Genomic DNA, 11,917 nt, shown 5'->3' on the forward strand with positions numbered 1-11,917 from the left:
GGAGAAACGATGAACACACGCAAAAGACGGCACCTGCTCGCGGCCTGCGCCGCCGGCGCCCTGCTGGCCGCGGCGGCGATGCTGCCGTCGCCGGCCCTGGCCGAACCCGGCGACAACGCCGACCTGGAGGTGACCGTCGACATCGAGGAGATCACCGAACCGGGCGTGCTCGCCATGTCGGTCGCGGGCGACTCCGTCGCCCTGTCCGAGGACGGCTCGACCCTGCTGGTCCGCCAGTTCGTCGGCACCCTGCCGACGGTCACCATCACCGACACCCGGACCGCCGAGGAGGTGCCCGAGGGCGCCGCCTGGGCCGTGCTCGGCAGCGCGACCGACTTCGTCGGCGACGCCGGCCAGGCCCCGATCGGCGCCGGCCACCTCGGCTGGCGGCCGCGGCTGATCGACGGCGGCGGCACCGGCCAGGTCAGCGAGGGCGAGGAGGTCGTGACCGTCCTCGACGAGCCGACCCAGCCCGGCAACAACGTCGGTCTGGTCGACCAGGAACTGCTGGTCTCGACGTTCGACTCCGGGGGCGCCGCCGGTGACTCGTACTCCGTCGACGCCGACCTGTTCCTGCGTACGCCGGCGGATGTCGCCGCCGGCTCGTACACCTCGACGCTGACCCTGTCCCTGTTCGAATGACGCACCGGTGGGGGCCGCCGTAGGACGGCCCCCACCGCCTCTTCTCCCACCGGAGGACCGCCATGACCCGAACCCTGCCGCGGCTGCTCGCCGTGCTGGCCGCGGCGCTCGTCACGGTGCCGGTCGCGCCGGCCGGCGCGCTGGCGGAACCGACGCTCACCTGGGCGGTGCAGCCCGCCGACGGGAACGGTCCCGACGGCCGCCGGTGGATCGAACGCACCCTCGACCCGGGGCAGGTCGTCACCGAACACCTGGCCGTACGCAACTTCAGCGACGCCGCCGCGACCTTCGCCCTGAAGGCCGCCGACGGCTACCTCACCGACAAGGGCCGCTTCAACATGCTCCCGTCCAACCGGGAGTCGGTGGACGGCGGCACCTGGGTCGCGGTGCGGGACACCGTCACCGTCGGGGCCAGGGAGACGAAGGTGGTGCCGTTCACCATCACCGTGCCCGCCGACGCCACGCCGGGCGACCATCCGGCCGGCATCGCGGCGACGGTGACCAGCACCGGTGGCACCGTCGCCGTCGAGAGCCGGGTCGGGTTCCGGCTCATGTTGCGGGCCAGCGGCACGATCGTGGCGAGCCTGGCGGTCGACGACCTCACCGCCACGTACCGGCCCTCGTGGAACCCGTTCTCGCCCGGCACCGTCCACGTCGACTACGCGGGGACGAACGACGGTAACGTCGCGGTGACCGGCCGGAGCCGGGTGACGGTGGCCGGACCGTTCGGCCTCGCCGGGCGGGATGCCGCGACCGACGTCGAGGAGACACTGCCGGGCGGCGTCCGGCAGAAAGCCGTCCGTGTTTCCGGCGTCTGGGCCCTCGGGCCGCTGCGGACGGGCGTCGAGGTGGCGCCGGCCGTCCTCGGCGGCGACCCGACCGGCGCCGAGGTCCGGCCGGCTTCGGCGACCGTGACCATCTGGGCGGTGCCCTGGTCGCAACTCGTTCTCCTGGCCGTCCTCGTGGTCCTCGTCCTCGCGGTGCGGACGGTCGCCCGCCGGCGCCGGCAGCGGTTCGCGCGACTGCTCGCCCGGGCCCGGGAGGAGGGCCGGGAATCCGCGCTGGTCGGTGGTCCGCCACCGGCCTCCTGACCCACCGCGGATGTCACCGGGCGGGATCGGCGGTGTAGACCGCGTCGTCGAAGTCGGCGTGGTGACCGTGGCCGTCGAGGTCCCACACCCAGAGTCCGACGAAGGCACCGGTGAAGCCGAGTGTGCGGATCTGGTCGCCGTCGAACTCGGCGGCGTGTTCGTCGGACAGGACGGTGGCGTCGAGGCCGGGCCCGGCCGGTTGCCAGCCGGCCCCGGTGTCGTACCGGAACCGCAGTTCGGCGCCGTCGAGATCGAGGCCGAGCCGGACCGGCGCGCCGTCGGTGAGGGCGGCTGTCGTCGGGTGCACGGCGAGCGCGCCCCGGTCGCTGGTCGCCACCCGCAGCACGGGCGTTCCGGTGTCGTCCGCGGTCACGTGGAGGTGGTGCCAGTTGCGGGTGTTGTAGTAGGCGGTGATCCCGGCGAGGTGACCGAACGTGCGGGGCCGGTATTCGACCGTGGCGTCGAAGGCGCAGCGCCGGTCGGTGACGCGGCGGGCGACCAGGCTGGGCCCGACCAGACTCCGTGGCGACCGGCCGCCCCGGATCCGCAGGTGTGACGGGCGTTCGGTCAGTGACACCCAACCAGGATCAGCGGGCCGGCGCAGCGTCGACCACTGTGGACCGAGCCGCGGCCGGTCGAACCCGTCGACGTCGGCGACCGGCAGACCCGGCCCGGACCGCGGACCGGGAGCCGCGACCTCGAGCGGCGGGAGGCCGCCCGGCACGGTCGGCCAGCCGTCCGCCCACCGTACGGGCGTCAGCGCGGTCTCGCGGCCGAGGACGCACGGACCGTGGGTGCCGTGCGGGCGGGCCACCAGGTACGCGAGGTACCAGTCGTCGGCGGGGGTCCGCACGAGGCTGCCGTGGCCGGCCTTCTGCAGCGGCCAGTCGGGGCGATGTCTGGCGGTGAGCAGCGGCCCGTTCCGGTCCCGTTCGTAGGGGCCGGCGAGGTGACGCGACCGCGAGACGGTCACCTGGTGGTCGTATCCGGTGCCGCCGTCGGCGGTGACCAGGTAGTACCGGTCGCCGTGCCGGTAGAGGTTGGGGCCTTCGATCCACCCGGCGCCGGGTGGCAGCTGGATCCGGACGGGGTCGCCGACCAGGCGGCGGGCGGTGGGGTCGTAGCGGGTGGCCTCGAGTCCGGCGGAGCCGCCGTGGCCCGGACGCCAGTCGTGGACGAGGTTCACCAACCAGCTGGTGTCGCCGTCGTGGAACAGGGAGGCGTCGAAACCACGGGCGTGCAGCAGGACCGGATCCGACCAGGGCCCCTCGATCGAGGGCGCCGTCGTCACGTAGTTGGGGCAGTCGGTGAACCCGCCCGCGTAGGTGGAGACGTTGCCGAAGACGAGGTGGAACAGCCCGCCGGTGTGGGTGAGGTTCGGCGCCCACACGCCGCCGGAGTCCGGGCAGCCGGTCAGGTCCAGCAGCCGGGTCCGGTCGAGGATGCCGCCCAGGGGCCGCCAGTGCGCGAGGTCGCGGGAGTGGTGGACGCGTACGCCCGGATACCACTCGAAGGTGGAGGTGGCCAGGTAGTAGTCGGCGCCGACGCGCAGGATCGAGGGGTCCGGATGCGACCCGGGCAGGACCGGGTTGCGGAAGGCCGGGTGGGCGGCACCGGCGTCGGGGCTCTGGGACACCGGATCACATTAACCATTGTCACTGCGGGGTGCGGGCCGGTGGCCCCGGGGAAGGACCGCCGACTACGCCGGCCGTCCGGTCGGCCGGGAGGCGACGTACCAGGCGGCGGTGACGACGACCGCGACCACACCGCTGAAGAGGAAGGTCGACTCGAGCCCGGCCACCGAGGCCAGGGCGCCGCCGACAAGCGCCCCCACCGCGGCGGCGCTGAACGACAGCGTACGGCCGGCCGCGGTGACCCGCCCCAGCAGTTCGCTCGGCACGGACCGCTGACGCAGCGAGACGGCCGTGACGTTGAGTACGGCGAACGATCCGCTGGTGACCACGATGACGAGCACGGCGGCCCAGAGGTCGGAGACGAACAGCAGCAGGGCGGGCACGCCGGCCGTCACCAGCAACGACCAGGTCAGTACGGCACGGTGGCGGCGTCCGCCGACCAGCCGCTCCGCGAGGAATGCGCCGAGCAGGCCGCCGAACGCGCCGGTGGCGAGCAGGACGCCGTAACCGACCGCGCCGGCCTGGAGGTTCTCCCGGGCATAGAGCACCAGGATCGCGAACCACGCACTGTCGGCGGCGGCGACCGCGGCGCAGACGGCGGTCAGCGTACGCAGCATGCGGTGGCGCACCAGCCACCGCAGACCCGCCCGGACGCCGTCCTTCACCACCGGTGCGGTCGTTCCCGCCGTACGGGCGGCCAGGCTCAGTGGCAGGGACAGCACCAGCATGACCGCCAGGGCCAGCGACGCCCCGTTGACCGCGAACGGCAGCGCGGCACCCGCGACGAACAGCGCCGCGCCCACCGGCGGCCCGACGAACTCGTTGCCCACGATCTCGCCGGCGACGAGGCGTCCGTTGGCGCGTTCCAGCAACGGCTTGGCCACCAGGTTGGGAATGGCGGTCTGGGCGGCGGTGTCGCGCAGCGTCTCACCGACACCGAGCAGGAAGCCGGCGGCCAGGACGAGCGGCAGCGACGCCCAGCCCACCGCCACCGCGACCACGAGGGTGGCCAGGACGAGCACCCGGCCCAGGTCGGCCCAGACGATCAGCGCCTTCGCCCCGCGCCGGTCGGCGAGCGACCCCGCGAGCAGGCCGGTGACCAGCCACGGCAGTGCCTGTGACGCGGTCACCGCCGCCACACCGAGCGGGTTGTCGGTCAGCGACGCCGCCAGCAGCGGGAACGCCGCCAGCCGGATGCCGTCGCCGACGTTGGCCAGCGACGCGGCGCTCCAGAACGTCCAGAACGGCCGTCCCAGTGATTTGGACATCGTCGTGCCCCCGATCCGCCTCGTCGAACGGTGATCATCGTCGCACGGCACCCGCCCGGATCCCGACCTGCGGGGGTACGGTCCCCGGACTTCCGATGGCCCACGGCCGGGTGGCCAGTCGGCGTGTCAGGATCAGGCGCCCGGCGCATGTCGCGCGGGGCAGAGGTCGACACGACAGGAGGAGCCCGCGGATGTCCGACGCCTGGGTCACCGACGACGAGCTGCGCGCGGCGCGGCTGCGGTTCACCGAGCGGATACCGGGGTTCGTGCTGCCGGCCGCGTACGCCGTGGCCCGCCGGGACGACGCCGGGCTGACGTTCGGCCACCTGAACACGTACGGCGAGGTACGGCCACTGTCCGCCGTCGTGCTCGCCTCGGTCTGCGGCTACGTGGCCACGACCGGCGTCTTCCGGCTCGACCGGGAACGGCTGCTCGAGGCGGTCGAGCGGCTCGCGCCGGCCGAGGCGGCCACGCACCTGCCGCACCCGAACCTGTGGTCGTGGCGCGACCTGCTCGCCGGGGCCGAGCCGGGCAGCACCTTTCTCGCGTTCTTCGTCGCCGACGCCGAAGACCCGCCGGTCGACTCCGACGACGCCCGGTTCCGGCGGTTGCTGGCCGGCTGAACCGTCGGCCGGCACGGGTCGTCGTCGGCTCGCGGCGGTTCAGGTGCCGCGCCGGGCCGCCTTGCGGGCCCGGTAGGCGGTGACCGCCGCCCGGTTGCCGCAGCCGGCTTCGCAGAACCGGCGGGAGCGGTTCTTCGACAGGTCGACCAGGACGTTGCCGCAGTCGGGAAAGTCGCAGATCCGCAGCCGGCCGAGTTCGCCGGCGCGCACGATGTCGACCAGGGCCATCGCCGCCTCGACCGCCATCCGGGACGCCAGCGGCGCGTCGTCTGCCGTGGCGTGCAGGTGGTACGGCCAGTCGTCGTGCCGGACGAGCTGCGGCAGGGCGTTCTCCTCGCGGAGCAGTGCGTTGACGATCACCACCACCTCGTCCTCGTCGACCTCCCAGAGCCGGCGCAGCCGGGGGCGCAGGTCCCGTACCGCCCGCAGGTCGGCGTCGGTGCGCGGCCGGCGGCCGGTCCACCCGTACGTGGTGTAGAACGCCTCGAGCGCCGCGAGGTCGGGCAGCAGTTCACCGTCGCTCCCGGCGGTGTTCACCAGGGCGGCGGTCGCTGTGAGGGTCACCTCTGTGTCATGAGTGAAGAACATCTTGACTCCTGTCGGACCGCGCCCCTAGCGTCATCAGCGTAGCGAGACTTTGCACATTACATCGAGCTGAAGGTCAACCATGGACACCCGCCGCACCGCCGGACTCGGACTCGGCCTGGCGCTGCTGTCCGCGCTCGCGTTCAGCACCTCCGGCCCCTTCGCCCGGTCCCTGATCGACGCCGGCTGGTCCGCCGAGGCCGCCGTCGCGACCCGGGTCGGCATCGCCGGGCTCGTCCTGGCCGTACCGGCCGCGGTCGCGCTGCGTGGCAAATGGCGGATCCTGCGCCGCAACCTCGGCATGGTCGCCGTCTTCGGGCTGCTCGGCGTCGCGGCCGCCCAGGTCGGCTTCTTCAACTCGATCCGCTACCTGCCGGTCGGCATCGCCCTGCTGATCGAATACCTCGGAGTCATCCTCGTCGTCGCCTGGATGTGGGCCGTGCACGGGCAACGGCCCCGCCTGCTGACCGTGGGCGGCTCGGCCGCCGCCGTACTCGGACTGGCCCTCGTCCTGGACCTGACCGGCGGCGGTGGCGGCCTCGACCCGGTCGGTGTGCTGTGGGGACTGTTCGCGGCGGTCGGCCTGGCCGGCTACTTCATTCTCGGCGCCCGCGTCGACAGCGCGCTGCCCGCGACCGCGATGGCCAGCGGCGGCATGGCGGTCGGCTCGGCCACCCTGCTGCTGCTCGGCGCGGTCGGCCTGCTGCCGATGCACGCCCACTTCGGCACGGTGACGTTCGCCGGGCAGACGACCAGTTGGCTCGTCCCGATCCTGGGCCTCGCCCTGCTCGCCGGCGTCGTGGCGTACGCGACCGGGATCGGCGGGGCGCGCCTGCTCGGTGCCCGGCTGGCGTCGTTCGTCGGGCTGACCGAGGTGCTGTTCGCCGTACTGATCGCCTGGCTCCTGCTCGACGAGCTGCCGACGGTCGTGCAGCTGGTCGGCGGGGCGCTGATCCTCACCGGCGTCACCCTGGTCCGTCTCGACGAGCCGAAGCCGCGATCCGACCCGAAGGACCCCGACGGTACGCCGGCACCGGCGATGACCGCCGGGTGACGTCTCGGGTCGTCGCTTCCGGATTACGCTCCGGGGCGGACGACCATGCGTGACAGGTTCAGATAGGTGACGTTGATTCCGGTGTTGGGAATAGGGACGGACACTTTGCTCAATACTCTGCCGTCGGCACGGTTGAACACGGTGTACGTGATGTCGCCTTCGGCGCCGCGAGTCGTGCTGAGGGCGTGGAGTTCAGCATCCGAGAACGCGAAGAGCGTTTGCGTGGGACGCCGCGCACCGGTTTGGAGCGCGGTGTCGAAGTTGGTGACCGTTTTGCCCGTGGCGATGTCGGTGGAGAAGACCCGGCCATCAGCGTAGACCCAGTGAAGTTGGCCGCCCTGTGAGTCCTGCACGGCGTAGCCGAAGTCCTCGAAACTCAGTTCGGTGGCATCGTCGAAGGTCAGCGGATGTGCCTGGTGGTCGCCGGTGGCGGTGTTCCAGGAGATGATTTTCGGCTCTTGGCGGCCGGAAGCGTCCGTGTCCCAGGACAGGAATGTGATCACGCCGTCGAGGCAGGGGACCTGCCCTGCCGGAGTGCCGCCGCCGAAGTGTGGTCGCCATGCGACGACCTTCTCGCCGCCGTCCGCCGGGTACAGTCGGGCCAGCATCTGTGGGCTCGCGTCCGGGGCGGCTGCCGAGGTCAAGCCGGACAGTTTGGGTGCAGCACCCTGATGGTTGCCGGGCCGGTTGGTTATCCCGAAGATCTGACCATCGCAGTGGGCGCCGGTGAAGTAGTTGCCCTGTGCGTCGTACACCTGGGGGTCTTCCCCGACCGCGGCGGAGACCTGGTTGCTGTAACCACCGCTGGCACCATGCCCGCCGTTGTAAACCCCGACAGACCCGCCTGTCGACAGCGCGAACATCAGATTCTGCGCGTTGACCTTGGGGTTTTCGGTCTTCGTCAGCCCTGATGTCGTCAGGTGATAGTCGTGACTCTCGTCGGCGAAGTACAGGCCATGTCCGGACCAGGCGGGGGCCATCATGTCCATGCGCTTGGTTTTCACGGCGCGGAAGGACCCGTCGGCGTACACCAGGATCAGATACCCCGGCTCGTGCACTTCCCCGATCGCCGTGTACATCTCGGAGTTCTGGGGCCCGACGAAGAACGCCATTACCGCGTCGCCCAGCCTGACCTCGCTTTCGGACACCACTGCGCGGTCGAAGAACTGTTGGGGGCCCGAACGGGAGTGGGATGTGCACCCGGCCAGAACCACCGCCACCGCCAATGCCGCGACAGCCCCACGTTCGGCCATTTTCAACATCCTCTACTCCCAGCACTCGTTGGCACGGGGCCCGGAGAGGTGTCACGCTCCCTCGCCGGGCCCCGCATGACTCGTCTGCCGTGCTGCGAACAGCGCGTCACACGTTGCTAGCTGATGACTTCGTAGGTTCTCGTCTCCGAGGAATCCCGGATGTCGTTGGGATACACTCCAAGGCCGCCATTTCCGTCGAGGTCGATGTTAACCGACCGCTTGTAGGCCTTGTACACCAACTCCGAGCAGTTGAGGGTGTCGATGTTGCCCCCCTTGTTCCAGGCGAAGTTGCTGTTGTAGGGCTTGCCGGTCAGATACTGTGACGCATAGTCGGCCGCTTGATTCTGGATGGCTATGCTGGTGGCTACATCCATCTTTTCGATAGTTTTGCAGTAGTTGCGGCCAGAGTAGTAAAATTCGCCACTGTTCTGCCCCGAGCCGCGAGCTTCGGTGATCCAGTCCCTCTCGGAATAGATTCCGGTGTGTCCGTGGGGGATGCCGTACGTGGAGGCTGCGGACCAGAAGATGTCTCCCTTGTATCGGGCTGTGCCGACTGCGGCCCCTCCGCAGGATGGATTGCTGTTCATCGTGCCGACTGAGCGTGCGTTGTGTTCAGCCTCGCCCAGTGCGGTCGTGACCGCCTGGTCATAGGTCAGCCCGGTGGCGGCAGCGGCCTCGTGCATGCTGCTCTCAAGTTCGGTGGCGCTCAGGCCGGGGTTGAGCTTCAGTAGTCGAGTGAAGGCGCCCTCGCTGGGTGCGGCCCAGGCGGTGCCACCGAAGGTCAGAATAAGGGTCGTGGTGGCGACCAAGGCGCCAGTCAGTCGTGCGAGGCTGCGTCCGTGAGGGGGAAGTTGTGGCGTGCGCATTGTTGTGTGCTTGCCCTTTCCGCGAGACGACAGAAGTGGCCGGACCGGCTGCGGCGGACGCCGCATGACGAATCCGGGTGCATCAATCTAGTGGCCTGAAAGCCGCTTGGGAGAGTGAGTCGCGGGAAGGTTTGATCATTAGCTTGCCTTGTTGCCTCCCGATTTTTCTTTCGGAACCGGCCGTTCTTAATTGAGGTGCGGGTGCACGTCAAGCGGCAGAAAAGAGGCGTGTGTGAAATCCCGGACAACACTCTCTGTTGATGCTATGTAGCGTAGTGATGGTCAGAATCCCATGCTGTCCCGTTCTGTGTGAGCAAGTCGACATTGGCGAATGTGCGTCTCTGTGGTAAGAGTTGACCGCGACTGACGCGCGTACTCCTGGTGAATGGGATGCTCGCTCACTCGCGCCGTGTTCGGACCATGTTCAAGCGGCCCACCGCACGAATGGCGTAGACAATAGGGCGGCAAATCGCGTCAAGGGGCACGCTGCGTGTTGGGAGTGGCGGTCACCATGTGGCCAACACAAGTTGCGCGGGAGTGCGATCCATCCCGCCCGTCTCACCGAAACGCCAGCCGCGACAAAACAGGACAACCGGCGATGTCACCGGACCGTCGACAGGTGGTCGCTTTCCAGCGTCCGGACCGGTCGGGCGGCCAGCGGCGCGAGGGCGGCCACGGCGAACACGATCCCGCACCACAGGGCCACGGTCGCGCCACCCCACCGCGCCGCCAACGGCCCGACCAGCACCTGGCCGACCGGGATCGCCGCGAACGACAGCAGGTCGTCGATCGACGAGACGCGGGCCAGCGCGGCCCTGTCGACGTGCCGTTGCAGCGCGGTGTCCCAGGTGATCCCGGAGGCGGCGAAGCCGATTCCGCCGAGGAACGCGAACACCGCGAGCCAGTACGTGTCGAGCCCGAGCCCGAGGGCGATCAGCGGGCCGGCGCCCAGGGCACCGGCGAGCCGGCCGAAGCGCAGCGGGCGGCGGACGACGAGCCGGTACATGACCGCGCTCATCACCAGCAGCCCGACGGCGCGCAGGCTCAGCACGACACCCCAGGCGGCCTCGCCGTCGCGCTCACCGGTCAGCGTCGGTCCGAGGATCTGCCAGGGGCCGGTGTTGACCAGGTTGATCACGAAGTACGCGAGCGCGACCGGCCATGCCCAGGCAAGGGCGACGAAGACGGTCCACCCCTCCCGGACGTCCCGCCACAGTCCCGGGCGTCGACCGGGCGGGGGAGTGGACGGCGCGGGCGTCGCCGGAAGCCGGCCGAAGAGGACGGCCGCGGCGAGGAAACCGACCGCGTCGCCGGCGATCGCCCAGCCGCCGCCGACGGCGACCACGAGCAGGCCGGCAACGGTCGGGCCGAGGACGAGTACGGCGCTGCGGGTCGCGGCGAGCAGCGAGTTCGCCCGCTGGAGGTCGTCGGGCGCGACCAGTTCCGGCACGATGCCGCGCTGGGCGGGCGAGGTGAACGCCGTCAGCGCGCCGCCGGCGAACGCGAGCCCGCCGACGAGCCACAGCCGGTAGTTGCCGGTCAGCAGGACGTACGCGACCAGGCCCTGGGTGAGGCCGGCGCCGAGGTGGGCGACGACGAGCACCGTACGCCGGGGCAGCCGGTCGCCGACGGCGCCGCCGAGGAGCAGTAGCGCCAGGTGCGGCCCCATCTGGCAGGCCAGCACGATGCCGAGATGGCCGGCGTCGCCGGAGGCGTCGAGGACCGCGAACGCGAGCGCGACCGGGGTCATCGCGCTGCCGAGCATCGACACGAGACGGCCGAGGTAGAACGATCGGAACGGGGAGTGGAGGAGCACGACCGGCAGCGTTCCGGGCGGCGGCCGTCCTCGCCAATCCTGCGGCGAAAGGCGCAACGAATGACCCTCCTCCGGTTCACCCCGGCCGCGTTGTCGCGGTCCCGGTTCGCCCTGTCGCCGCTCGCGGAGACGCTGGGCTCCCTGATCACGCTGCACCGCACCGACCCGGACCCGTGGTTGGCGGCCTGGCACGACCGGCACCGGGCCGGCTACCACGCCTGGCTGGCGGCAGACCCGGTTGCCGCCGGCCTGATGTCGCTGGTGTCGGCGACCAAGTGGCTGCCGGACCTGGTCGTGGTGCCGCCGGTCGGCGGCACGCGGACGAACCTGGCCGACGAACTCGCCGAGGTGGCCGCGTTCTCCGACACGCAGACCCGGGCGACCGTCGCCGACGCAGTCGCGGCGAGTTGGCAGCCGCAGGACACCGCCTGGCTCGCCGGCGACCGCCCCGCCGAACGGATCGCCGCGGTGCTGGCGGAGGGGTGGCGGCGGTTCGTGGCCCCGGACTGGCCGCGCCGGCGGGCGTTGCTCGAACGCGACATCATGCACCGGTCCGGCCTGCTGGCCACGTACGGGTGGCGGCAGGCGGTCGGCTCGATGACCCGCCGGTCGACGTGGGTCGGCGCCGACGGGTTCCGGTTCAGCGACCGGGAGCATCCGGACCGGTGGATCGGCGACGAGGGGCTGCTCTTCGTGCCCAAGACCGCCGGCGTCGGCTGGTGGACCTGCGAGCGGCCGCAGCGCGACGCGCTGGTCTATCCCGCGTACGGGCCGGCGGCGCAGGTCGACGACCCGGCGGGTGATCCGCTGTCGACACTGCTCGGCGCCGGCCGGGCCCGGGTGGTGCGCGAGCTGGCCCGGGAGGCCACCAGTACGCAGCTCGCCTACGCCCTCGACGTCTCGCTGGGAACGGTCAGCGGTCACCTGGCGGTGCTCCGGGACGCCGGCGTCGTCGCCGGTGCCCGGATCGGCCGCTCGGTCGTCTACCGCCTCACCGGGCGTGGCCAGGGGCTGCTCGATCTCCTCGCTCCCACGTCCGGCGACCACGACCCGCCCGCGTTGCCGTAGCCGGGGCGGCGTCGCTT

The 11,917-nt window shown here is 71.2% G+C and carries 11 protein-coding genes; 5 read left to right on the plus strand and 6 right to left on the minus strand.

The annotated features are described in order from the left end of the window. Positions 1 to 9 precede the first annotated feature (9 nt). Positions 10 to 642 (plus strand): hypothetical protein, encoded by a 633-nt coding sequence (locus Prubr_RS26895; protein WP_212817691.1) that lies wholly within the window; start codon positions 10 to 12, stop codon positions 640 to 642. Positions 643 to 704: 62 nt separating this feature from the next. Beyond that, the gene (locus Prubr_RS26900) at positions 705 to 1,733 is read left to right on the plus strand and encodes a WxL protein peptidoglycan domain-containing protein (protein WP_212817692.1); all 1,029 of its coding nucleotides are present in this window, start codon (positions 705 to 707) and stop codon (positions 1,731 to 1,733) included. Positions 1,734 to 1,746: 13 nt separating this feature from the next. On the opposite strand, the gene Prubr_RS26905 is transcribed toward Prubr_RS26900, so the two are convergent. Both Prubr_RS26905 and Prubr_RS26910 read right to left on the minus strand, forming a co-directional pair. Then, positions 1,747 to 3,369, minus strand: a complete 1,623-nt coding sequence (locus tag Prubr_RS26905; RefSeq protein ID WP_212817693.1) for a glycoside hydrolase family 43 protein — start codon at positions 3,367 to 3,369, stop codon at positions 1,747 to 1,749. A 63-nt stretch (positions 3,370 to 3,432) separates the two neighbouring features. Then, entirely contained in the window at positions 3,433 to 4,635 is a 1,203-nt protein-coding gene (locus tag Prubr_RS26910) for an MFS transporter (RefSeq protein ID WP_212817694.1), read from the minus strand. Between the two features lie 191 nt (positions 4,636 to 4,826). Between Prubr_RS26910 and Prubr_RS26915 the strand changes: the two genes are divergently transcribed. Further along, positions 4,827 to 5,258, plus strand: coding sequence for a hypothetical protein (locus Prubr_RS26915; RefSeq protein ID WP_212817695.1), 432 nt, complete (start codon positions 4,827 to 4,829; stop codon positions 5,256 to 5,258). A gap of 39 nt (positions 5,259 to 5,297) precedes the next feature. Here Prubr_RS26915 and Prubr_RS26920 read toward each other — a convergent pair whose 3' ends face one another. After that, positions 5,298 to 5,846, minus strand: a complete 549-nt coding sequence (locus Prubr_RS26920) for a CGNR zinc finger domain-containing protein (RefSeq protein WP_212817696.1) — start codon at positions 5,844 to 5,846, stop codon at positions 5,298 to 5,300. Positions 5,847 to 5,925: 79 nt separating this feature from the next. Between Prubr_RS26920 and Prubr_RS26925 the strand changes: the two genes are divergently transcribed. After that, the gene (locus tag Prubr_RS26925; protein ID WP_212817697.1) at positions 5,926 to 6,897 is read left to right on the plus strand and encodes an EamA family transporter; all 972 of its coding nucleotides are present in this window, start codon (positions 5,926 to 5,928) and stop codon (positions 6,895 to 6,897) included. A 23-nt stretch (positions 6,898 to 6,920) separates the two neighbouring features. Here the strand turns inward: Prubr_RS26925 and Prubr_RS26930 are convergent, their stop codons facing one another. The 3 genes from Prubr_RS26930 to Prubr_RS26940 form a co-directional block, all read right to left on the minus strand. Next, positions 6,921 to 8,150, minus strand: coding sequence for a hypothetical protein (locus tag Prubr_RS26930; protein WP_212817698.1), 1,230 nt, complete (start codon positions 8,148 to 8,150; stop codon positions 6,921 to 6,923). Positions 8,151 to 8,266: 116 nt separating this feature from the next. Then, positions 8,267 to 8,959 (minus strand): YiiX/YebB-like N1pC/P60 family cysteine hydrolase, encoded by a 693-nt coding sequence (locus tag Prubr_RS26935; RefSeq protein ID WP_212817699.1) that lies wholly within the window; start codon positions 8,957 to 8,959, stop codon positions 8,267 to 8,269. 658 nt (positions 8,960 to 9,617) lie between these two features. Continuing rightward, positions 9,618 to 10,832: an MFS transporter gene (locus Prubr_RS26940; RefSeq protein WP_246567698.1), complete on the minus strand. Its 1,215-nt coding sequence runs from the start codon at positions 10,830 to 10,832 to the stop codon at positions 9,618 to 9,620. A 60-nt stretch (positions 10,833 to 10,892) separates the two neighbouring features. On the opposite strand from Prubr_RS26940, the gene Prubr_RS26945 reads away from it, so the two are divergent. Continuing rightward, positions 10,893 to 11,900: an ArsR/SmtB family transcription factor gene (locus Prubr_RS26945; RefSeq protein WP_212817700.1), complete on the plus strand. Its 1,008-nt coding sequence runs from the start codon at positions 10,893 to 10,895 to the stop codon at positions 11,898 to 11,900. The last annotated feature ends 17 nt before the right edge of the window (positions 11,901 to 11,917 follow it).

The organism is Polymorphospora rubra (assembly GCF_018324255.1).
GTDB lineage: Bacteria > Actinomycetota > Actinomycetes > Mycobacteriales > Micromonosporaceae > Polymorphospora > Polymorphospora rubra.